At 63.1% G+C, this 20,602-nt stretch carries 21 protein-coding genes; 6 read left to right on the top strand and 15 right to left on the bottom strand.

Going from position 1 to position 20,602, the window contains the following annotated elements:
- Positions 1 to 7: 7 nt before the first annotated feature.
- The 5 genes from pstB to LQ954_RS07140 are packed head-to-tail and all read right to left on the bottom strand — an operon-like array spanning position 8 to position 5,721.
- Positions 8 to 766: a phosphate ABC transporter ATP-binding protein PstB gene (pstB, locus tag LQ954_RS07160; protein WP_227770134.1), complete on the bottom strand. Its 759-nt coding sequence runs from the start codon at positions 764 to 766 to the stop codon at positions 8 to 10.
- A complete protein-coding gene (pstA, locus tag LQ954_RS07155; protein ID WP_231022490.1) occupies positions 763 to 2,013 on the bottom strand; it encodes a phosphate ABC transporter permease PstA in 1,251 nt (416 codons plus the stop codon). Before pstA ends, pstB begins: the two co-directional genes overlap by 4 nt.
- The gene (gene pstC / locus LQ954_RS07150) at positions 2,006 to 3,382 is read right to left on the bottom strand and encodes a phosphate ABC transporter permease subunit PstC (protein WP_231022489.1); all 1,377 of its coding nucleotides are present in this window, start codon (positions 3,380 to 3,382) and stop codon (positions 2,006 to 2,008) included. The genes pstA and pstC overlap by 8 nt, the downstream gene beginning before the upstream one ends.
- A complete protein-coding gene (locus LQ954_RS07145) occupies positions 3,379 to 4,422 on the bottom strand; it encodes a substrate-binding domain-containing protein (protein ID WP_231022488.1) in 1,044 nt (347 codons plus the stop codon). The genes pstC and LQ954_RS07145 overlap by 4 nt, the downstream gene beginning before the upstream one ends.
- A gap of 60 nt (positions 4,423 to 4,482) precedes the next feature.
- Complete coding sequence (locus LQ954_RS07140; RefSeq protein WP_231022487.1) at positions 4,483 to 5,721, bottom strand: ATP-binding protein; 1,239 nt, start codon at positions 5,719 to 5,721, stop codon at positions 4,483 to 4,485.
- 180 nt (positions 5,722 to 5,901) lie between these two features.
- Between LQ954_RS07140 and LQ954_RS07135 the strand changes: the two genes are divergently transcribed.
- The 4 genes from LQ954_RS07135 to LQ954_RS07120 are packed head-to-tail and all read left to right on the top strand — an operon-like array spanning position 5,902 to position 8,464.
- Positions 5,902 to 6,303 carry a hypothetical protein gene (locus tag LQ954_RS07135; RefSeq protein WP_231022486.1) on the top strand — a complete coding sequence of 134 codons (402 nt, stop codon included), beginning with the start codon at positions 5,902 to 5,904 and terminating at the stop codon, positions 6,301 to 6,303.
- A gap of 3 nt (positions 6,304 to 6,306) precedes the next feature.
- The gene (locus LQ954_RS07130) at positions 6,307 to 6,573 is read left to right on the top strand and encodes an HPr-rel-A system PqqD family peptide chaperone (protein ID WP_231022485.1); all 267 of its coding nucleotides are present in this window, start codon (positions 6,307 to 6,309) and stop codon (positions 6,571 to 6,573) included.
- Complete coding sequence (locus LQ954_RS07125; RefSeq protein WP_231022484.1) at positions 6,570 to 7,418, top strand: HprK-related kinase A; 849 nt, start codon at positions 6,570 to 6,572, stop codon at positions 7,416 to 7,418. The genes LQ954_RS07130 and LQ954_RS07125 overlap by 4 nt, the downstream gene beginning before the upstream one ends.
- 53 nt (positions 7,419 to 7,471) lie before the next feature.
- Positions 7,472 to 8,464, top strand: a complete 993-nt coding sequence (locus tag LQ954_RS07120; RefSeq protein WP_231022483.1) for a nucleotidyltransferase domain-containing protein — start codon at positions 7,472 to 7,474, stop codon at positions 8,462 to 8,464.
- Here LQ954_RS07120 and LQ954_RS07115 read toward each other — a convergent pair.
- Both LQ954_RS07115 and LQ954_RS07110 read right to left on the bottom strand, forming a co-directional pair.
- A complete protein-coding gene (locus LQ954_RS07115) occupies positions 8,409 to 8,741 on the bottom strand; it encodes a hypothetical protein (RefSeq protein ID WP_231022482.1) in 333 nt (110 codons plus the stop codon). The genes LQ954_RS07120 and LQ954_RS07115 overlap by 56 nt on opposite strands.
- Before the next feature lie 14 nt (positions 8,742 to 8,755).
- The gene (locus tag LQ954_RS07110) at positions 8,756 to 9,427 is read right to left on the bottom strand and encodes an HAD-IA family hydrolase (protein WP_231022481.1); all 672 of its coding nucleotides are present in this window, start codon (positions 9,425 to 9,427) and stop codon (positions 8,756 to 8,758) included.
- A 60-nt stretch (positions 9,428 to 9,487) separates the two neighbouring features.
- Here LQ954_RS07110 and glmU point away from each other — a divergent pair, with 60 nt between their 5' ends.
- On the top strand, positions 9,488 to 10,843 hold the full coding sequence (gene glmU / locus LQ954_RS07105) for a bifunctional UDP-N-acetylglucosamine diphosphorylase/glucosamine-1-phosphate N-acetyltransferase GlmU (RefSeq protein WP_231022741.1): 1,356 nt from the start codon (positions 9,488 to 9,490) through the stop codon (positions 10,841 to 10,843).
- The gene (gene glmS, locus LQ954_RS07100; RefSeq protein ID WP_231022480.1) at positions 10,844 to 12,661 is read left to right on the top strand and encodes a glutamine--fructose-6-phosphate transaminase (isomerizing); all 1,818 of its coding nucleotides are present in this window, start codon (positions 10,844 to 10,846) and stop codon (positions 12,659 to 12,661) included. It begins immediately after the preceding gene.
- 81 nt (positions 12,662 to 12,742) lie between these two features.
- On the opposite strand, the gene LQ954_RS07095 is transcribed toward glmS, so the two are convergent.
- From LQ954_RS07095 to LQ954_RS07060, 8 genes are all read right to left on the bottom strand, one after another.
- Positions 12,743 to 13,969 carry a M20 metallopeptidase family protein gene (locus tag LQ954_RS07095; RefSeq protein ID WP_231022479.1) on the bottom strand — a complete coding sequence of 409 codons (1,227 nt, stop codon included), beginning with the start codon at positions 13,967 to 13,969 and terminating at the stop codon, positions 12,743 to 12,745.
- A 155-nt stretch (positions 13,970 to 14,124) separates the two neighbouring features.
- Complete coding sequence (locus tag LQ954_RS07090; RefSeq protein ID WP_231022478.1) at positions 14,125 to 15,132, bottom strand: zinc-dependent alcohol dehydrogenase family protein; 1,008 nt, start codon at positions 15,130 to 15,132, stop codon at positions 14,125 to 14,127.
- A complete protein-coding gene (locus LQ954_RS07085; RefSeq protein ID WP_330999947.1) occupies positions 15,129 to 15,785 on the bottom strand; it encodes a peptidylprolyl isomerase in 657 nt (218 codons plus the stop codon). Before LQ954_RS07085 ends, LQ954_RS07090 begins: the two co-directional genes overlap by 4 nt.
- Positions 15,785 to 16,288 carry a homogentisate 1,2-dioxygenase gene (locus LQ954_RS07080; protein ID WP_231022477.1) on the bottom strand — a complete coding sequence of 168 codons (504 nt, stop codon included), beginning with the start codon at positions 16,286 to 16,288 and terminating at the stop codon, positions 15,785 to 15,787. Before LQ954_RS07080 ends, LQ954_RS07085 begins: the two co-directional genes overlap by 1 nt.
- A 232-nt stretch (positions 16,289 to 16,520) precedes the next feature.
- Positions 16,521 to 17,768: an acyl-CoA dehydrogenase gene (locus LQ954_RS07075; protein ID WP_231022476.1), complete on the bottom strand. Its 1,248-nt coding sequence runs from the start codon at positions 17,766 to 17,768 to the stop codon at positions 16,521 to 16,523.
- 76 nt (positions 17,769 to 17,844) lie between these two features.
- The gene (locus tag LQ954_RS07070; protein ID WP_231022475.1) at positions 17,845 to 18,960 is read right to left on the bottom strand and encodes an acyl-CoA dehydrogenase family protein; all 1,116 of its coding nucleotides are present in this window, start codon (positions 18,958 to 18,960) and stop codon (positions 17,845 to 17,847) included.
- An 11-nt stretch (positions 18,961 to 18,971) separates the two neighbouring features.
- Positions 18,972 to 19,319 carry a YybH family protein gene (locus tag LQ954_RS07065; RefSeq protein ID WP_231022474.1) on the bottom strand — a complete coding sequence of 116 codons (348 nt, stop codon included), beginning with the start codon at positions 19,317 to 19,319 and terminating at the stop codon, positions 18,972 to 18,974.
- 3 nt (positions 19,320 to 19,322) lie between these two features.
- On the bottom strand, positions 19,323 to 20,582 hold the full coding sequence (locus LQ954_RS07060; protein ID WP_231022473.1) for an FAD-dependent oxidoreductase: 1,260 nt from the start codon (positions 20,580 to 20,582) through the stop codon (positions 19,323 to 19,325).
- Between the last annotated feature and the right edge of the window lie 20 nt (positions 20,583 to 20,602).

Genomic DNA, 20,602 nt, shown 5'->3' with positions numbered 1-20,602 from the left:
TGTCCCCTCAGCCGTACCGCCCGGTGATGTAGTCGGTCGTGCGCTGCTCGCGCGGGTTGGTGAAAATGTTGTTGGTGTCGCCGTATTCGACGAGTTCACCGAGGTGAAAGAAGGCGGTCTTCTGACTGACGCGCGCTGCTTGCTGCATATTGTGAGTGACAATCACGATGGCGTAGCGGCCCCGCAAATCGTGTATAAGTTCCTCGATACGGGCAGTGGCGATCGGGTCCAGCGCGCTGCATGGTTCGTCCATGAGGATCACTTCGGGATCGACCGCAATCGCTCTGGCGATGCACAGTCGCTGCTGTTGTCCGCCCGACAGGGCGGTGCCGCTGTCGGACAGCCGGTCCTTCACCTCGGTCCAGAGGCCGGCGCGGGTCAGTGACCGCTCGACGATCCCGTCGAGTTCCGATTTGCCATTCGCCAGACCGTGGATGCGGGGGCCATAAGCCACATTCTCGTAGATCGACTTCGGAAACGGGTTCGGCTTCTGGAATACCATGCCCACGCGAGCGCGGAGCTGCACCACGTCCATGTCCCTGGAGTAGATGTTCTCGCCGTCCAGCCGGATCTCGCCCTCGACGCGCGCCGAGGCAACCGTGTCATTCATGCGATTGAGCGTGCGCAGAAAGGTGGACTTCCCGCAGCCGGAGGGGCCGATGAAGGCGGTCACATCCTCCTGATCCACGTCGATCGAGACGTTTCGGATCGCCTGTTTGTCTCCATAGAAGACATTGACGTTACGGGCAGTGATCTTCTGGGTCACCAGCGGGTCTCGAAGCGGTTGCGGAGGTAGATGGCGAGGCCGTTCATCGCGAGCAGGAAGACGAGCAGAACGATGATCGCCGCCGAAGTCTTTTCAACGAAGCCGCGGGCGACCTCGTCCGACCACAGGAAGATCTGGACGGGTAGCACGGTGGCGGGGTCCGCCAGCCCCTCTGGCGGTGCGGCGATGAACGCGCGCATTCCGATCATCAGCAGCGGAGCCGTTTCGCCCAGCGCGCGGGCCATACCGATGATCGTTCCCGTCAGGATACCGGGCAGGGCGAGCGGCAGCACGTGGTGGAAGACGACCTGCACCGGGCTGGCGCCGATGCCGAGCGCGGCGTCGCGGATCGACGGCGGGACCGCTTTGATCGCATTGCGACCCGCGATGACGATGACCGGCATAGTCATCAAGGCGAGTGTCAGTCCACCGACAATCGGCGCCGAACGTGGGAGGCCGAGGGTGTTCAGGAACACGGCGAGGCCAAGCAGGCCGAAAATGATCGAAGGTACTGCCGCCAGATTGTTGATCGACACTTCGATCAGGTCGGTCCAGCGGTTCCGCGGTGCATATTCCTCAAGGTAAAGCGCTGAGAGCACGCCGATCGGAAACGCGATCACGAGGGTGACGAGCATCGTCAGCAACGATCCCTTCAGCGCGCCCCAAATGCCGACACGCGTGGGATCCGAGGAGTCGGCACCGCCGAAAAAATCGCGGTTAAGGCCGCGGGAGAGCTTGTCTCCAAGAGCGGTGACGATCCGTTCGGCTACGGGCGTTCCCTCGCCTTTAAAAGCCATATCCAGATCGGTGGCGACGGGCACGTCGACGACAGCGCTGCGCCGGAGCAGTGACGGATCGGCCTTCACCGCGTCGCGTACACGGAGCCAGGCGCCGTCCGACAGCAGCTCCGCGCCGCCGAGCGTCGAAAAGGCAGTACCGGCCGCCCCATCGACGACATTCTCGAGCCCGGCCCCGGCGAGGGCGAGATCCGCACGGTCACCGCGCAGTTGTTCGGGCGTGACGTTGAGCTCCGCCGCCTGAAAGTCGATCGGCAGTGCCACCCGCGTCTCGGCGAAGCCGGCCGCCCCCTGCATCACCATGGTGATGATCAGAAAGGCGAGAAAGGCGGCGGACAGAATGATCGCGCCGAGCCCCAGCATCCGGAAGCGACGTTCGGACGCGTAACGGCGGGCGATGCGGCGGCGCATCGCATCCGTGCGCCAGTCAGTAGGGGCGCGATCAGTCATAAGCCTCGCGGTACCTTTTCACGACGACGAGAGCGACGATGTTGAGGAGCAAGGTCACGACGAACAGCGTCAGACCCAAGGCGAAGGCGGCTAGGGTCTTGGCGCTGTCGAACTCGGCCTCACCGGTGAGCAGGTCAACGATCTGCTTCGTCACGGTAGTCGTGCTGGCGAAGGGATTGAGGGTCAGCGTGGCGACGCCGGACGCCGCCATGACAACGATCATGGTTTCGCCGATGGCTCGGCTGACGGCGAGCAGCACCCCGCCCACGATGCCGGGCAGCGCGGCCGGGACGAGCACCTTTCTGATCGTCTCGGAGGGGGTGGCGCCCATCGCGAGGCTGCCATCACGCATCGAACTGGGCACGGCCGCCAGTGAATCGTCAGCCATCGAAGAGACGAAGGGGATGATCATCACCCCCATCACCAGACCTGCGGCGAGCGCGCTTTCGCTGCTTGCCCAACGGATGCCGACCGAAACGGCCAGGTCTCGGATCGCGGGCGCGACTGTAAGAGCGGCGAAATAGCCATAGACGACGGTGGGGACGCCGGCGAGCACCTCCAGCAACGGCTTCATCCAGCGGCGCGTCGAGGAACGCGCATATTGGGTGAGATAGATCGCGCTCATCAGGCCAAAGGGAATCGCGACAAGCATGGCGATGACCGCGCCGATAAAGAAGGTGCCCCAGAACAGCGGCACCGCGCCCAAGCTCGCACCCGGATCGCGCGGGTCGATGACCTGCGGGGACCAGTGGGTTCCGAATAGGAAATCGGTGAGTGGCACGATCGAGAAGAACCTGGCGCTCTCGAACAGCAGGCTCGCCACGATGCCAAAGGTGGTGAGTATCGCGATTAGCGAGGCAGCGAGCAGCATTACCATCACGATCCGCTCAACCTGCGTTCGTGCGGCGAAGTGCGGGCGCACGCGAACGTAGGAGAACGCGAAACCAGCGAAGGCTAGCAGGGCAGCGAGACTTGTCGCCATCCAGTCATACCGGCGCTGCGCGGCAGCATAGGCGGGGGCGAGCGTTTCCGAGAGGTCATGGAAAGCACCGAACGCTTCACCCCGCGCAAGATTGCGAGCTTCGGAAAGGATGGCCGACCGCTCAAACCCAACCGGCGGCAAGCCCGCGGCCACCGGGGTTGCGATTACCGCATTGGTGACCATCGCGGGCGACACGAAGAACCAGACGGTCAGAAACAGCAGCGGCGGGATCGCGGTCCAAAGCGCCACGAACCACCCGTGGTGAGCCGGAAGTGCGCTGAATCGCCCGGTACCGCCGCCGCGCAGCGCGATGGCCCGAGCGCGGGCGACGAACCAGCCAATCAGCCCAAGGGCGACGACGAGGAAGAAGAGCGGGCCGATGCTCATTTGAGTGCCGCCCCATCCAGCGTCTTTTCGGTGCGCACGACATCCGCGGCCTGGATCTGAATCGTTGTGGGTGCGGCTATCAGCCCGCGGCGCGCCAGCGGGCCGTTCGCGCCCCAAAGCTTCGTATATTGAAGGATGAACCGGCTGAGGCCCGGAACGGCTTTCAGGTGCGCCTTCTTTACATAGATATAAAGGGGGCGGGCGCCGGGGTATTTGCCGTCGGCGATGCTGGCCTCGCTCGGCGCGACCCCGGCAATCGGCACGCCATCCACGGATCCGGCGTTTTCCTCCAGATAGGAGTAGCCGAACACCCCAATGGCGTTCGGGTTCGCTGTCAGCTTCTGCACGATCAGATTGTCGTTTTCGCCCGCATCCACATAGGCGCCGTCTTCGCGAACCCGTTGGCACCGCGCCTTGAAGGCATCGGCATCATCTGCCTCCAGTGTCTTGGCGGCCGGATCGGTTTCGATGCAGCCGCGCGCCATGATGAGTTCTGCAAGGGCGTCACGGGTGCCACTCGTGGAGGGCGGTCCATATACCTGGATCGGGATCGGCGGGAGCGTAGCGTTCACGTCTCGCCAAGTGCGCGCAGTGTTCGGCTTACCCTTGGGCGCAGCGGCAAGAGCGAGGTAGATCTCGCCAGGCGTAAGCGCCATCTTCGGGCCATTCTTTGCCTCGGCGAAAGCCACGCCATCGATGCCGACCTGCACCTCAAGAATTTCGCTGGCGCCGTTGCGGACGCAAGCGTCGAACTCACTCCGCTTCATCCGGCGCGATGCGTTCACGATGTCCGGGTGAGCGGCACCAATGCCGGCACAGAAGAGGCGCATCCCCGCTCCAGTCCCCGTAGACTCAATCACGGGAGGACGAGCACCGGGGCTGTTTGCCAAATATTGCTCTGCTACAATCGTGGTGAACGGATAAACGGTTGAGGAGCCGACAGCCTTGATCTGGGCACGGGCGCCTGCGCCACCACTTGCCTGATCATGGCAAGCCGAGCAAAGCGCGATCAGCGCAATTGATAAAGCGGCGCGAATCATTTGGGTTCCGAAAGGTGTTTGCCCTCGACGCGCCGCCTCTGTGACACCCGCGTTACTGCTTCATGACAGCGGTTGCCCGGCATTGATGGCGGGCGCGCGGAGGGTGACGGTGACGCGCGTACCCTCGCCAACGCGGCTAGCGATGTCGAGGCGACCGCGGTGGCGTTCGACGATATGCTTCACGATAGCCAGGCCAAGACCGGTTCCGCCGACCGAACGGCTGCGACCAGGATCCACCCGGTAGAAGCGCTCGGTGAGGCGAGGCAGATGCTCCGGGGAAATGCCGTCTCCCTGATCGGCGACGATCAGGCGGACGGCGTCCCCATCCCGGCTAATCGACACGCGGACGGGCGTACCCGGGTGACCATATTTCATCGCGTTGCCGATGAGGTTGTGAAGCAGCTGAGACAGCTGCGTTCTGTCCCCGAGCACCGGAATGCTGCCGGATTCATGCTCCAGAATGATGTCTCGCCCACGCCCGTCATGCGCTTCTGCAAGCTCAGCATGCGTGTCATCGACTAGGGTCCCAAGATCAACGATGTTCGAAGGAGCGCGGAATTTCTCTGCTTCGATGCGCGAAAGGCTCATCAAATCATCGACCAAACGCTGCATCCGCCTAGCTTCATCGAAAACGATCTTGAGAAAGCGCGCACGTACGACCGGATCATCCCCGGCAGCATCTGAGAGGGTTTCGACATAGCCCAAGATCGAAGCAAGCGGCGTGCGGAGTTCATGGCTAGCATTCGCCACGAAATCGACACGCATGCGCTCTGCCGCATGACTACCGCTGCGATCGGTGAGATGAACAAGGCGACGACCGTCACCGATGGGCGCGATTTGCATCTCCCACCGCTGCGCCACCGAGCCAAGCCCGGTAAGCGCAACCGGGCCAGCGCTTTCCTCACTTGCGAGGAGCCCGGAAGCAGCCGGGTGTCGGATCGCCGTCCGCGCGTCTTCACCGACCACATGGGAGCCAAGCAGCGCGCGAGCGGCACGGTTTGCGCTGACGATCCGCGATCCCAGCAGGATCAGCACCGGCTCACCGAGCGCATCGAGCACCGGCTCGCCGAGCGCATCGAGCACCGGCTCCATCATTGGTGAGTTCGCCGGGAGAGCGGAAGGGGCGAGCCGATCTTCGTCCGAGGAACGTCCGCCAGCACCGGTCAGAGCAGCGGCGATCGCCCCCGCGACGCTGATGATAACCGCATCAGGTCCGACCCCGATCACGGCCATAATCGCGGCGGTTGCCGCAACAATTCCGAGCGCGGCCCACCCGCGCGGAGAAATAATCTGGCTCATGTCCTTGGCCTGGCGCCGCTGTCCGCAAGGATCCGGTGGGTAGGGCGCGGCAGGGGTGATTGTCCATCCCGGGGCGCAGGCGACGCCGTTTACCCGGGCGTCCCATGGCGGCACGGGTTCGCCGCGGTTCTTGTGCGCGAGTTAGGATTATGGAAGGGCTTTGGGGAAGAAAGAGGCCAGATGAGCGATCCCATCGATCATGATCAGCCGGCGCAGCCGCAGCGTCGCCGCGCCCTGCGCATCGGTGCCGCGGGCGCAGTGGCCGTGGTATCGATCCGGCCGGCGATGGCCCAAGCCTACGGCTCCGTGCTGACGTGTGAGGTTCCGGTGCCTGATCCCGGAAGAGCAGGTAGTTATATCGATCCCTCGGGGAAGGTCGTGCCGGCCGGTACGCGCGGCGCTTATGCTCCACCTGGCCGCCCGTTGAAGGGTGAGGATATCCGACGTGCCCTCGCGACCGGCGGGAACTTGCCTGGGGTCGACTACGAGCGGAGCCGCGCCTATCTGAAATATGTGCAGAACCTGCGTAGCGGGACGACTGGCTTCACCTGCTTCGCCTCCCTGCAGATGCCGCGGCGCTAAGTGATGGGCGCGACGCGCTATCGCGCGCCGCAGGCTTCGGACCTGTTGATGGTTCACCTCGATGAGTTGGTCGCGGTTTTCCACCGCGCGGCGGGCATCACGCATCTCGTCGCCTCGCCTGTGCCGGAGTTGCTGACGGCGCTGTCGGGGCGGTGGTTGACGCTGGACCGCATCGAGGAGGAGTTTGAGCTTGTCGACGGAGATCGTACCGGTCTCGCGGCGATCATGGATGAACTCGCCGCCGCCGGACTGATCGAGCGACGAGCATGAAGCACGTGTTTGGCGTTCGGGTTGGGCCGGTGACGTTCCGGATAGGCAGCGTCTGGCGAGAGCCGATCACGCAGTTGCAGATACTGTATCGTGACTACCCGCAGGATAACCGCGTGCCGGATTTCACCGTGCGTTTGGCGCCGCTCAGGGCCTGGCGTCGCTGGATACGTCCTGCCGTCACCATCGAGGGCGACTTTGCCATTCCCGATGCAGCGCCCTTACCGCTGGACCAAGGCCTGCTGGCCGCGGAAATGGGAATGAATCTGCAAATGGCGCTGGGGCAGCGACGGTTTCTGCTGCTCCACGCCGCGGCAGTAGAGCGGGACGGCCGCGCAATCGTGCTGACCGGGGAGTCCGGTGCAGGGAAGTCGACGCTGGCAGCACTTCTGCAAGGCCGTGGATGGCGCCTAATGGCGGATGAGTTCGTGCTGCTCGACCTGGCGTCTGGCATGATCCAGCCATTTCCACGGCCAGTGAGCCTGAAGAATGACGCGATCGAGGTGGTCGCGAAGTCACTGCGCCATTCGCAATGGGGGCCGCTTATCAGCGGCACCCCCAAGGGAACCATCCGGCATCTGGTGCCGCAAGCGAACGCCTTAGCCGGTGCCGAGCAACCCGCCCGGCCGATATTGCTGCTATTCCCGCGCTTTGGTGCTGCGCCAGATCAACGGGTTGTGGGCGCCGGTGAAGCCTTTGTCAGGTTGACGCAGGCGTCGACGAACTACGTAGGTTTGGGAGAGCGCGGCTTTCTTGCCCTGACCGGCTTGGTAAGTGACGTGACGCGGGTGGCGATCGACTATCCAGATGCTGACACCGCGGCGGCGATGATCGAGGCGCTGTGGTAGCCCCCGCTCTTACCTTGACCAGGCTTCTCGCTGATCCGACGATCGCATCGTCGATGGATCTGGACGCGTGGACGGCCGTGCTGGCGGTGGCGCGCGCCGAGCAGTTAACCGGCACATTGGCGATGCGGCTCGACGGTCTTGTGCTCCCGCACCGCGTATCTGCGGTGCTCGAAGATGCGAAGGCGACCGCATTGGAGGGACGCCGGCAAGCGCTCTGGGAAGCGGAAATGGCACGGCGCGCGTTAAGCGGAGTGATCGAGCCGCTAATCCTGTTGAAAGGAACCGCGTTCGCGGCGGCCGGGCTTGATGCGGGGCAGGGGCGATCGATCGGCGACCTCGATATTCTCGTTCCGCGCGCAAAACTGGCCGAGGTGGAGGCGGCTCTGCTGGCTCACGGATGGGTGTGGGTGAAACCGGACCCCTATGACGATGCCTATTATCGGCAGTGGATGCACGAGCTGCCCCCGCTCATTCACCCCGACCGCGACCGGATGATCGATGTTCACCACACCATTTTACCGTTAACCGCCCGCCGAACACCGAACGCGGACCAGCTGATTGCCAACGCAGTGCCGCTTGGCAGTGGTTTTGCCGTCCTCGAAAGCTCGGAGATGGTCGTACATGCGGCTATCCACTTGTTTGGCGATGGCGATCTCAGTGGTGGATTGCGCAACTTGTGGGACATTGATCGCCTGTTGCGCGAGTTCGGCGAAGAGGATGGGCACTTCTGGACCAAGCTCGGCAGCTTTGCAGCCCAGCATGGCGCGGTGGACGTGGTGGCGCGGGCCGTTCGCCTATCACACGCACTTTTTGGTACCCCGGTGCCGGCTGAATGGGCGGGCATGAAGCCGATGGATCGCATGTTCTTGAGGCGCTTGCTGGCGCGCGATGGCTGGGGCCAGGAAGCGCGTCCCGCCACGCGGCTCGCCTTCTACATCCGGTCACACCTGCTGCGTATGCCGCCGGCCATGTTGGCTCGGCATCTCTGGGTCAAATGGCGGAAGAGCGCCGGCGGTAAAGGGCGACCGCAGCAAGCACGAATATGATAACGGCAGTGTCGGCTGCCCAGTCCATGATGTCGCAGGTACGGTGCAGGGCAGGGATCGACTGAACCACTTCGATCATCGCCCCGAGGAATGAAAGCCGCTCGCCAATGCGGATCAGCGGCGTCTCGGGATAAGCCGCTACCGAAAGAACGGTCAGGGTCAGGAAGGCGAGCATATGCTGATACTTGTCGCCCTCGATCGGGATGCTCGGCGGATGCGGAAGCAGCGCCATGACCACCACGAACACACCGACCGCGCCGAGAAGCAGGCGCCACATGGGACGGGATAACGTCATCCAAGCCGCTCCAGAACAGGCACCAATTCGTCAAAGTGATCGATGATTGCCTCCGCGCCAAGCTCCTCGACGGGCTGCATCAGGAACCCAAAACGGCACGCGACCGCTGGGACGTTCGCCGCGTGGGCGGCAGCCACGTCATAGATCGAGTCGCCCACGAATGCTGCGCGGCCGCCGCCGGATCGTTCAATCATCGCGCGAATGGGGGCTGGCGATGGCTTGCTGTTGCCTGGTCCAAGCGTGTCGCCGCCGATCATACAGGAAAGCCGATCAAGAAGGCCAACGTCACGCAACACCTCTCGCGCAAATCCCTCCAGCTTGTTTGTAACAACGGCCACCTTCACGCCGAGGTCTTCCAAGGCGTCGAGGGCGGCAAGGGCGCCCGGAAACGGTGCCGTGTGGATCGACAAATTGCGGGCGTAGTGATCAAGAAGAATGCGGTGTAGCCGTTCGAGCAGCTGCTCATCCGAGCCGCCGGTTGCCTCAAGCCCTTGCGCCAGCATGTGTCGCGCGCCGCCGCCGATCATAGGCTTGATGACGGCAACCTCGAGCGGTGGCCGATCCGCTTGGGCGAGTGCGTGATTCACGGCGGCGGCGAGATCGCCACTCGTGTCGAGAAGCGTGCCGTCGAGATCGAAGCCGACTATGTCGAAAGGAAAGCGCTGCATCGTGCGGCGGCGTGGCCGCTCACTATGGAAATGGCAAGCGTGTGGTGGCACAGGCGCGCCATGACGAGCCGTTCTCTCGCTGTAATCGTTCTTGCTGCCGGCAAGGGCACGCGCATGAAATCCGCCACCCACAAGGTGCTGCACCCGATTGCGGGCAAGCCCATGTTGATTCATCTTCTGGACAGCGCCGCAGATCTTCAGCCTGTGCACACGGTCGTTGTTGTAGGTGCAGGGCGGGAGCAGGTGGAAGCCGCAGTCACCCACCTTGGGGTAAGCGTCGTTCACCAGGCAGAGCAACTGGGCACCGGACATGCGGTGTTGCAGGCAGCCGCAGCATTGCAGGGCTTCGACGGCGACGTCCTGATTCTCTATGGCGACGTTCCCTTGGTGGCGGCGCAAACGATGCGTCGAATGGTTGACCGCTTGCATGAAAGTGATGCGCCAGCCGCGGTGGTCCTTGGGTTCCGACACGAAACTCCTGGCGCCTACGGACGGGTGATTGCAGAGGCGAATGGCCGCATCCAGAAGATGGTCGAGTTCAAGGACGCGTCTACTGAGGAGCGCGCGGTAAATCTTTGTAATTCGGGGCTGATGGCTGTTGCCAGCGCAGACCTTTTCACACTTCTCAGTCGCGTTCGGAACGACAACGCGGCGGGCGAATACTACCTGCCCGATATCGTGATGCTCGCTGCCGCCGACGGCCGAGCCTCAGCGGTGATCGAAACGTCGGCTGAGGAAGTCGCCGGGGTGAACAGCCGGGAGGAGCTGGCCGCATTGGAAGACGCTTGGCAGTGCGCGCGTCGGAAGCAGGTGATGGGCGAGGGTGCCAGCCTGATTGCTCCGGATACCGTTTGGTTCAGTTACGACACGAGGATTGGCAAAGACGTTGTGATCGAGCCTAACGTGATCTTTGGTCCGGGTGTCAGCATCGGTGATAACGTGACTGTTCACGCCTTCAGTCACCTTGAAGGCGCGCGGGTGGAAGAAGGAGCTTCTGTCGGCCCCTACGCCCGTCTGCGTCCGGGCGCAGTGATGGAGCGTGGCTCTCGTGTCGGCAACTTCGTCGAGATGAAGAAAGCTGTGCTAGGCCCCGGCGCAAAAGCCAATCACCTGACCTATCTTGGGGACGCGGAGATCGGCGCCGGCGCAAACATTGGCGCCGGCACCATCACCTGCAACTACGATGGGTTCTTCAAGTACAAGACGGTAATTGGGGCGGGCGCGTTTATCGGGTCGAACTCGGCCCTGGTTGCGCCTGTCTCGATCGGCGATGGCGCGATCGTGGGGGCGGGTTCCACGATCACCGCGGACGTTCCGGGCGACGCTCTGGCGCTTGTCCGTCCTCCTCAGACCAATAAGGCAGGGTGGGCGGAGCGATTTCGAACCCTGATGCGTACGCGGAAGGAAGAAAAGTAAATGTGTGGAATCGTTGGTATTCTGGGCAGCGAACCGGTGGCCGACCGGTTGCTCGACGGCCTCAAGCGGCTTGAGTACCGAGGCTATGACTCGGCTGGGATCTGCACCATCCACGATGACCAGTTCGATCGTCGTCGCGCACCGGGCAAGCTGAAGAACCTGGCGCAGCGATTAATGGAGGATCCGCTGCCGGGCTTCGCGGGGGTTGCGCACACCCGTTGGGCGACCCACGGAGCGCCCACGGAGGACAACGCCCATCCGCATATCGTGGGTGACGTGGTGATCGTCCACAACGGAATAATCGAGAACTTCAAGCCGTTACGGGACGAACTTATCGCGCAAGGTCGAGAGTTTCGTAGTCAGACCGATACGGAGGTCGTCGCTCATCTGATTGCGCGCGAGATCGAGGGCGGCGCGGAGCCGCGCGCGGCGCTCGCGGCGGTTCTGCCGATGTTACACGGTGCGTTTGCGCTTGGCGTTATGGTGCGCACTCATCCCGATCTGTTGCTTGGTGCGCGCCTTGGAGCGCCGCTGACCGTTGGGTACGGCGATGGCGAGAACTACCTCGGGTCGGACGCACTCGCGCTCGCGCCGCTGACGCAGCGAATTGCGTACCTTGAAGAAGGGGACTGGGTCGCGATCACGCGTGAGGGCGTTGAGGTCTATGATCGCGACAACAATCGAGTTGAGCGTCCGATCGTCAATTCCGGCGCTTCCGGGCAGTTGATCGACAAAGGCAATCATCGCCATTTCATGCAGAAGGAGATCTACGAGCAACCGGTCGTCGTTGCGCAGACGCTGCGCTCCTACCTTCGGCCGTTGGAGGCTCAGGTGGCACTGCCGGACATGGACTTCGATCTCTCCAGCATCGAACGGGTGGCGATCGTCGCGTGCGGTACGGCAAGCTATGTCGGCATGATCGGGAAATATTGGATCGAGCAGCTCGCGCGTGTTCCGGTCGAGGTCGATGTGGCGAGCGAGTATCGGTATCGTGACCCTGTGCTGCTGCCGAATACGTTGGGCATCGTGATCTCCCAGTCTGGCGAGACGGCGGATACGTTGGCTGCCCTACGCCACATGCGATCCGCAGGCGTGACGACTGCCGGCATCATCAATGTGCCGACCAGTTCAATGGCTCGCGAGGTTGACCTGCTGTTGTCGACCCATGCGGGGCCCGAGATCGGTGTTGCGTCCACGAAGGCGTTCACGTGCCAGCTCGCCGTCATGGCTGCGCTCGCTACCAATCTGGCCCGTGCCAAGGGACGCTTGGAGGACGAGGCGGAGATCGTTCGGCAACTCCAGCAGGTGCCGGAGGCAATGAGCCAGGCCTTGTCCCACGATGCCGAGATCGAGACGATGGCGCCGAAGATCGCCGTGGCACGAGACGTCCTCTATCTGGGTCGCGGCCCCGAGTTTCCGCTTGCGCTTGAGGGTGCTCTCAAGCTGAAGGAGATCAGCTACATACACGCCGAAGGTTACGCGTCGGGTGAAATGAAGCACGGTCCGATCGCGCTTATTGATGATCAGGTTCCCCTGATCGTGATTGCGCCGTCTGGTCCGTTGTTCGACAAGACGGTCAGCAACATGCAGGAAGCGCAAGCGCGCGGTGCGCAAGTGGTGCTGATTTCTGATGCTGACGGTATCGCTCAAGCGGGCGAGAACACCATCGCCACGATTGAGATGCCAAAGGTGCATCCGCTGATCGCGCCGCTGGTTTACGCGGTGCCGATCCAGCTTCTGGCGTATCATGTTGCGGTGGCCAAGGGTACGGATGTCGACCAGCCCCGCAATCTCGCGAAGTCCGTGACCGTCGAATAAGCCTTCTTTACAGCGGGAGTGAAGTTCTGGCCGTTCCTGTTCCGGACCGGCCCTTCAATCCCGCTGTAGCAGCCGTGGGACTTAGTCGAAGCCGCGTTCCAGAAAGCGTTCGGCGAGGGCGCAATGCATTGCGATACCCTTCGCCATGACGCTTTCGTCGATGGTCATCCGTGTGTTGTGAAGCGGCGGGTTGGTCTTGGGATCGCTGTCCGGAGCGGCCACCCCGACGAATGCCATGGCGCCGGGAACTTCCCGCAAGACGTACGAGAAATCCTCTCCGCCCATCATCGGAGCGGGCATGGGCGACCAGCCCTTTTCTCCTGAAATTGATGTGGCGAGTTCACGCATCAACGCTGTGGCCCGTGGGTCGCAGAAGGTCACGGGATAGCCTTCGTCAATATTGATCTCGGCGGTGCAACCGTGCGCCGCCGAGATGTCGTTGGCGATCTGGCGGAACGCCGCGCGCGCCTTTTCGCGTGTGCTATCCGAAAGGGTGCGCAACGTGCCCATGAGGCGAACGGAGTCCGGGATGATGTTGTGGCTGCTGCCAGCATGGATCTGTGTAATCGTCAGCACCGCCGGATCGGCCACCGGGATCCGGCGTGCGACGAAGCTCTGCAATGCCGTCACGATTTCGCAGGCCACGGGGATCGGGTCGATGCAATCGTGGGGCATGGCTGCATGCCCGCCCTTACCCTTGATGTTGGCGATCAGCGTGTCGGTGGAAGCAAGCAATGGCCCTTCACGACCGACGAAGACCCCCCCCGGCGCATTGGGCGAAATGTGCAGCGCAAATGCCGCGTCGGGACGCGCAACCTCCAACAGCCCGTCCTCGATCATCCAACGAGCGCCGTGGTGACCTTCCTCGCCAGGCTGGAACATGAACACAATTGTGCCGGGGAGTTGATCTTTACGCGAACATAAAGCCCGCGCTGCACCTGCCAGCATGGCGGAGTGGGCATCATGCCCACAGGCGTGCATCGCGCCCGGGATCGTGGAGGCGAAATCCAGATCCGTTTCTTCTGTCATCGGCAGGGCGTCCATGTCGCCGCGCAACAGGACGGTGCGCCCGTTATCGCCAGCCTGCGCTTGTCCACCGCGAAGGATGGCGATGAAGCCGGTCGTAGATTGACTGTCATGAATCTCGAGTGGCAACCCGGCGAGGGAAGCCTTCAACTTAGCCGTGGTTTTCGGACAATGAAGACCAACCTCGGGCTCGGCATGGATGGCACGTCGGAGCGCGATCGTATCCGGAAGCACGTTCTCGCCGAGTTTTGGCCAATCCTGAAGCGCGGAGGGAGCGTTCATGAGCATTCCTTTCGATGCTCAAGCTTAGTCCGATCCGCCGCCGACGCAAACTATGAGGCTATTGGCCAGAGGCGGAAAACGCTGTCGCCGTCGTTGCACGGGCGCTGCCGACCGCTCGGCCTGGCACGGGCCCACAGCGATCTCCGGTCTCTCCATCACCAGCTAACCACGATCTTCCCGAAGTGGCTGCCACTTTCCTGATGACGAAAGGCGTCCGCGAGGTTTTCAAACGCGAAGGTTCGATCAATGACCGGCCGCACGCCATTGGCATCAAGCGCACGAACAAAATCCTCCTGCTCTTGCCTGCTGCCGACAATTAGTCCTTGTAGTCGCGCCTGTTTGGCCATCAGCAGAGCGGTTGGCACTTCGCCGCTCACACCTGTCAGTACACCGATCAGGGCGACGTGGCCGCCGATGCGCACGGCCTGCAACGACTGCCCCAGGGTTCCCGGCCCTCCAACCTCAACGACCACATCCACACCTCGGCCGCCGGTCAGTTCCATTACCTTCTGGCCCCACTTGGGCTCACTGCGATAGTTGATCGTGTGGGTTGCGCCGATGTCCTTGGCGCGTGCCAGCTTTTCGTCCGAAGAAGAAGTAACAATGACCTGAGCGCCCATCGCGCGTGCGATCTGGAGGGCGTAGATCGAAACGCCGCCGGTGCCGAGCGCGAGAACGGTGTCGCCAGCCTTCAGTCCGGCGTCCACGACAAGCGCTCGCCACGCCGTAAGGCCGGCCGTCGTAATCGTCGCGGCCTCCTTGTGGCTCCAGCCGGCGGGCGCCTTGGTGAAGGCGGTGGGAGGGAGGACAACAGCATCCCGCGCGAAGCCATCAATTCCGTCGCCCGGCACTCTGCGAAAGTCCCCGACCGTGGGTGGTCCCGCCTGCCAATCCGGAAAGAAGCAAGACACAACGTGGTCGCCGACCTGAAAATCGGTAACGCCTTCCCCGATCGCTTCAACGACGCCGGCGCCGTCCGCCATCGGAATGCGTCCGTCCGCCGTCGGTGACTTGCCGGAGCAGACCAGGTAATCATGGAAGTTCAGCGAGGTAGCATGAAGCGCTACCCGGACTTCTCCGGCCTTTGGCTGGCCAGGATCGGCCTGTTCGGATACGGTCAGGCGATCCAGACCGCCAGGCGCGGCAAGTTTGATCGCCCTCACGATGCAGGGCCCCCTGCCGAGGTGGCGGTGCGCCGGGCAGTTTTCACCGGAATCGTCGGCTCCAGCATCTGACCTTTCATGATCCCTTCTCCCTTGGTCGGTGATGTGGGCATGTCCATGATCCGATGCACCACATCCATGCCCTGGATCACGCGTCCAAACACCGCATAGCCGGGGTTCGCACCGTCTGCATCCATAGCTGGCGTGTTGCCGACAATGATGAAGAAGTCGCCGCGCGCGCTTCCAGGTGCCGCCATCGCCATCGAGATCGCTCCATCGACGTGGCTTAGCCCGGTCTTGCTGGTCGGTTCATGGGCGATCGGGGACAGGGTGCGTTTTGGATCATTCTGGGTGCCGAACTGAATGAAGCCATAGCGTGGTTCCGCCTGGACCTTCACCGTGCGATAGAATGACGTTCCGTCCAAGCGCCTGCCATCCACATATTTCAAGAAGTTAGCAGCCGTTGTCGGTGCTTTCTCCGTTTCGATAGCAAGTACGATCGGTCCAGCGTCGGTAATCAGCGTGACCTGCGTAGTCGCTGCAGGTGTCGGAGCTGGCGATGCGCTTGGCTGACCTGGGGGCGGGGGCGCCTGGGTCTGAGCAACAGCGGGCGCGGCTGATAGCAAGCCGATGATCAAGGCTAACGTGCGCATCAGGCAACCTTTACCGCCAGAAGGGTGACGCTTTCGGCCTGGCTACCGGAAAGCTGCACGGTGTAGTTGCCGGCGGGCAGAACAAAATCGATCATCTTGCGGATCCCTGTGCATTTAGGCCCATTGCTGTGAGCTGAAGACTGCACGAGCTTGCCGTCGCGGATCAAGTCGATCCACGTGGGTTCCCCAAGAGCCAGCCGGTACGTGCCGGGCGCTGCAATGACCAGCGTCAGGGTGCCGCCATTTGGACCGACGGTCTTAGGTGCGGGGCTTAGCTTCAAGTGTCTTGCCGGGTGCAGAGACGCACGTACCGCTTGGCCCGGGCGAATGGTCGCGCCGCCTCCCGGCTCCGTGCCAGCAGCTACCGGCACTTGCTCTGCCCAGCCGACGAGATCCGCTGGCAGGGCCACCCGCACGTTCGCGCAGGCGGGGTCAAAGGCAGGGTCTTGCCCTTGAGCCGGAACGGCGGCCACGAGCAGGGCGGTTGCAGTAACGAGACGCATCGAAGCTCCTTCGGGAACCGGAGAACTCCTGAACGCGTGAAGTGACGTTTTGGCACATCTTTGACAGCGATGCTCGCGTGCGAGCGGGTCGCCAATGTCGGGCAAGTTGCTCTCGTGGCGATATAATCGCCGGCCCACCCGTTCCGGCTGCAGGTCGGGTGATCGCGGTCGATTGAACCGCAAAGAACAGCCCGGTGAGCCGGTCGGCTAGCTCACCGGGCGCTCAGAGCAGTCAGGCCCTGGTGGGGATCTTTTCGAAAGGAACGTCCTTGTCGACGCGGACGTCGCCCGGCAGGCCGAGAACGCGCTCGGCGATGATATTGCGCAGGATCTCGTCCGTTCCGCCCTCGATGCGGGTCGCTGGGCTGCGCATCAGGGTAGCCTGGAAACGAGCCGCGTGCGCGGCCTGTGCTGGGTCTGTGAGTACGCCAGTCTCTCCTTGCAGATCGATCGCGAACGTCGCGATCTCCTGGCTGGTAGCACCGGCGACGAGCTTGCCGATCGAATTCTCTGGTCCGGGCTCCTGCCCCTTGGAGAGAGCCGTCAAGGCACGCATCGAAGTGTACTTCAAGCCGCTTGCTTTGGTTGCCCAGTCCGCGAGCCTCGACCGGATGGCGGGATCGTCGACCAGACGGCCGCCATCACGGCCGGGCGCGCGAACCGCGTAATCCAGCAAGGTTTCAAAGCCGGTGGACATGCCGGACCCGATCGACAGCCGCTCGTTCATCAGCGTCGTCAACGAGACCGTCCAACCCTGGCCAACGCCGCCGAGGCGCTGACTGTCTGGAATGCGCAGGTCAGTGAAGAATACTTCGTTGAAGCCCGATTGGCCGTGAGCCTGAAGAATCGGTCGCACCTCGATACCGGGCGAGCGCATATCGACCCAGAACATCGTCAGCCCCTTATGCTTGGCGACGCTGGGATCGGTGCGGGTGAGCAGAATGCCATATTGCGAAATATGAGCGCCGGACGTCCAGATCTTGGAGCCGTTGATCACCCACTCATCGCCATCCTTGACAGCGCGGGTGCGGAGACCGGCGAGGTCGGAGCCGGCGGACGGTTCGGAAAACATCTGGCACCAAATGTCTTCACCCGCGGCAAGCGGCGGAAGGAGGGCCTGCTTGTCCTGTTCGCTGCCCCACGCCATCACCGTCGGACCGCACATGCCCTGACCGATGATGAAGGTGAACGAAAGCTGCGCATATACGCCTTCCTCCTGGTTCCAGATGACCCGCTGCATCGGTGTGGCGCCGCGGCCGCCATATTCCTTTGGCCAGTGGAGGCAGGCCCAGCCAGCGTCATACTTCTTCTTCTGCCACGCCTTGCTCTCCGCGAGCATGTCCACGTCGGCGATATCACCGGCTGTACCATGGCCTGAGCCCGAGAGGATTGGGTGGAGGTGCTTGGGTGCGTTGGCGTCAATCCAGGAGCGCGCTTCGGCGCGGAAGGCGGCTTCTTCGGGAGTGTCATCGAAGTTCATGAGCGTGGATCCTCTGTCCTTTGCCCGGCCGATCCCCGCGGTGAGACGGAGAAGGGCGGCGTACTTCCGGCCTTGATCAGGCGGCGAGCGGCTCGTTTGCGGCCGCGAGCCGGTTGACCAATTTCTCTTCCCAATCCGGCAGACTGCCGAGCGCGAGCGCAAGCTGATTGGCGCGGCGATAGAAGAGGTGGCAGTCCATCTGCCAGGTGAAGCCCATGCCTCCGTGCACCTGGATATTGTTCTTGGCGCAGTGGCGGAAGGCGTTGGTTGCAGAGACGCGAGCCGTAGCAGCGGCGCGTGGCAGCTCCGCTGCGCCCGTGGATAGTGCCCATGCGCCATAATAGGCATTGGAGCGGGCCAAGGTCGCCGATACGTACATGTCGGCGAGCATGTGCTTGATCGCCTGGAAGCTGCCGATCTGCCGTCCGAACGCCATGCGTTCGAGAGCGTAATCGCGGCCCATCTCCAGTGCGCGATCGGCGCCGCCAATTTGCTCAAACGCGACCAGTACTGCCGCGCGATCCAGCAACGTCTGGAGATTGGCCCAGCCCTCACCGCGCTCACCAAGCCGCTCACCAGCGGCATTGTCGAACGTCAGCGTCGCCTGCCCGCGGGTGGGATCGATCGTGTCCAGCGATTGCCGAGTTACGCCTTCCTGTGAAAGGTCGACCAGCACGAGGCTGAGGGCATCGCCTTCCTTCGCGAGAACAATTGCCACATCGGCGATGTCGCCGTCGAGCACTGGCGCCTTGGTGCCGCTTAGTGCGCCGTTGTTGAAGGTCGCCCGCACGTTCCTTTCCGTCAGGCGCTCGCCTTCGCTGCTGGCGAGGCAGCCGATAGCGGCGCCGGCAGCAATCTTGGGCAACCATTCGGACTGCTGTTCGGCGGTCCCGAACGACTTGATCGCTTCGGCGGCCAGGTAAACGGAGGAGAGGATCGGCAGCGGGGCGATCGCCCGGCCGAACTCTTCAGCAACGGCGCAAAGCTCCAGGTATCCGAGACCGAGCCCGCCATGCTCCTCGGGAATGGCAATGCCCAGAAAGCCCATTTCGGCGACACCTTGCCACAGCGAGCGATCGAAGCCGCCGCCTTCCAGCGCCTTGCGGACCCGATCAGTGGAACACTCGGCGGTCAGGAAGCGTCGCGCCTCCTGCCGAAATTCATTCTGTTGCTCGTTGAAATCGAACTGCATCGATCCCTCCCCTAATCCTGTGGAAGCTGGTGTACGTAGACTTCGTTGTGAGTGATCTGCTCGCCATCGAGCAGCACCATGTCGAACCCGCGCAGGCGGCCGCCCCCGGCAACATCGCAATACCAGCGGCCACAAAAGCCGCCGGGGATCGGCCAAGTCTCGTCGGGCGTGTAGGTCATTTCCGGAGTGGCCGCGAAAAGCCCGGTGAGATAGGCGCGAAGGGCTTCATGGCCGCGAATGCCAGCGGCTGTTTGCGGATCAAAATAGGTGCAGTCCGCGCCGTAGAAGCCTAGCAGCGCGTCGACGTCCTTGGCCGTCCACGCGGCCAGCCAGTCGGCGTTGTAGCGTGCGATATCCATCAGCTAGACTCCCACCACTCGCGCAACATGGGCGGCGTCGAAAACTTCGGCCGGCACAGCTTCCGGGCCGGCGAGGGTCGCCACGCCGTGCATTCCGAGCATCGGATCAACGGCACTTGCCTCGTGGTACCGGCGCCGGCGGGCACGAGCCTCCTCGCCGAACTCCATGTCGAGCTTTGCCTGCAGTTCGGACGCGATGCGCAGTCGGCGCATGCGCTCCTTGCGTTCCTCCGCATAAGGGCGGAAATCCGGCTCCCGGCCGTGGGGAGTTTCCTTCAGAATGTCGCTGACCAGTCGCACATCGCGATAGGTGATCGACAGACCTAGCCCAAGGATGGGATCGTTCCAGCCGGCTGCGTCACCGACCAGCACGGCTCCCGGTGCGAACGGACGCTCGGCGGCGCTGCAATTGTTGTAATAGGCGAGGAGAGGGCTTGCCGGCGTGCCCTGGGCGATCGCTTCATTATGCGGCGCCGACTTCATGCGGAAGGCGTCCAGGAAACGCCTTGGGCCCTCCTGACCAGCAAAGCGGGTCTTGGCCGCGAGATCCCAGCCACCATAGACCCGCATGCGTCCGTTTCCCTGCGGAAATGCGAGAAAGGCGAAATCCTCTTCGGTGCCGATCGCCTGCCGTGTGTCGTCCCACGCCTGGACGCCATCGACCAGCAACCCGGCAAACCAATGGTGCGGCTTGTCCTGATGAAGCGTCAGCCCAGCCGCGCGCCTAACAACGGATTGTCGTCCCTCGGCCCCGACGACGAGCGGCGCATGCTCCGTATGTTGTTGGCCGTCATGCACGTAAGTGACGCTGGACGTGTCGCCGAGTTCGACCTGCTTGACGTCTACGCCCCGCAGCGCGGTGGCGCCGGCCGCGGAAGCCGCATCAAAGAGCGCCTGACAATGAACCGGATGGCGGATGCACAAGGGACCAGGCACGTCCGGCGCGAACATGCCGAGCGGCAGCGCGCGCGCCTCCGCTTCGGCCGGGTCACGCGTCTCATCATAGGTTACATGGCTGGAGAGGTGGTGTCCGCCGGCGCTCAGCAGCGTGTCATAAAGGGCGAGACGCTTGGTCTCGGTAACGCCCCATGGCGCAATCCACTCGCCGCGCACCTTGTCTTCGTAGACGAGGCTCTTTTCCAGGAGGAGCACCGAACGCCCGGCGCGCGCCATAACCGTGGCAAGGGCCGATCCGCCAATCCCACCACCAACTACGATGATGTCGTACGCCATTCCCGCTCTCCCGCCGTCGACCGCCGTCATGGGCAGTCGATCGGACAATT

The organism is Sphingomonas sp. IC-11, from assembly GCF_021043365.1.
In the GTDB taxonomy this organism is placed as follows: Bacteria; Pseudomonadota; Alphaproteobacteria; order Sphingomonadales; family Sphingomonadaceae; genus Sphingomonas.
The sequence above is the reverse complement of the archived record's forward strand: the minus strand, read 5'-3'. Positions and strand labels throughout refer to the sequence as shown.

Bases quoted from the DNA above. Each gene is read 5' to 3' on its own strand.
- LQ954_RS07115 (WP_231022482.1), bottom strand. From the start codon at position 8,741: ATGTGGCGCCTGCTTCTCGGCGCGGTCGGTGTGTTCGTGGTGGTCATG.
- pstC (WP_231022489.1), bottom strand. From the start codon at position 3,382: ATGAGCATCGGCCCGCTCTTCTTCCTCGTCGTCGCCCTTGGGCTGATT.
- glmS (WP_231022480.1), top strand. From the start codon at position 10,844: ATGTGTGGAATCGTTGGTATTCTGGGCAGCGAACCGGTGGCCGACCGG.
- LQ954_RS07060 (WP_231022473.1), bottom strand. From the start codon at position 20,582: ATGACGGCGGTCGACGGCGGGAGAGCGGGAATGGCGTACGACATCATC.
- LQ954_RS07080 (WP_231022477.1), bottom strand. From the start codon at position 16,288: ATGCGTCTCGTTACTGCAACCGCCCTGCTCGTGGCCGCCGTTCCGGCT.
- LQ954_RS07125 (WP_231022484.1), top strand. From the start codon at position 6,570: ATGAAGCACGTGTTTGGCGTTCGGGTTGGGCCGGTGACGTTCCGGATA.
- LQ954_RS07095 (WP_231022479.1), bottom strand. From the start codon at position 13,969: ATGAACGCTCCCTCCGCGCTTCAGGATTGGCCAAAACTCGGCGAGAAC.
- LQ954_RS07065 (WP_231022474.1), bottom strand. From the start codon at position 19,319: ATGGATATCGCACGCTACAACGCCGACTGGCTGGCCGCGTGGACGGCC.
- glmU (WP_231022741.1), top strand. From the start codon at position 9,488: ATGACGAGCCGTTCTCTCGCTGTAATCGTTCTTGCTGCCGGCAAGGGC.
- LQ954_RS07075 (WP_231022476.1), bottom strand. From the start codon at position 17,768: ATGAACTTCGATGACACTCCCGAAGAAGCCGCCTTCCGCGCCGAAGCG.
- LQ954_RS07110 (WP_231022481.1), bottom strand. From the start codon at position 9,427: ATGCAGCGCTTTCCTTTCGACATAGTCGGCTTCGATCTCGACGGCACG.
- LQ954_RS07120 (WP_231022483.1), top strand. From the start codon at position 7,472: ATGGATCTGGACGCGTGGACGGCCGTGCTGGCGGTGGCGCGCGCCGAG.
- LQ954_RS07130 (WP_231022485.1), top strand. From the start codon at position 6,307: ATGGGCGCGACGCGCTATCGCGCGCCGCAGGCTTCGGACCTGTTGATG.
- LQ954_RS07140 (WP_231022487.1), bottom strand. From the start codon at position 5,721: ATGAGCCAGATTATTTCTCCGCGCGGGTGGGCCGCGCTCGGAATTGTT.
- pstA (WP_231022490.1), bottom strand. From the start codon at position 2,013: ATGACTGATCGCGCCCCTACTGACTGGCGCACGGATGCGATGCGCCGC.
- LQ954_RS07135 (WP_231022486.1), top strand. From the start codon at position 5,902: ATGAGCGATCCCATCGATCATGATCAGCCGGCGCAGCCGCAGCGTCGC.
- LQ954_RS07085 (WP_330999947.1), bottom strand. From the start codon at position 15,785: ATGCGCACGTTAGCCTTGATCATCGGCTTGCTATCAGCCGCGCCCGCT.
- LQ954_RS07070 (WP_231022475.1), bottom strand. From the start codon at position 18,960: ATGCAGTTCGATTTCAACGAGCAACAGAATGAATTTCGGCAGGAGGCG.
- LQ954_RS07145 (WP_231022488.1), bottom strand. From the start codon at position 4,422: ATGATTCGCGCCGCTTTATCAATTGCGCTGATCGCGCTTTGCTCGGCT.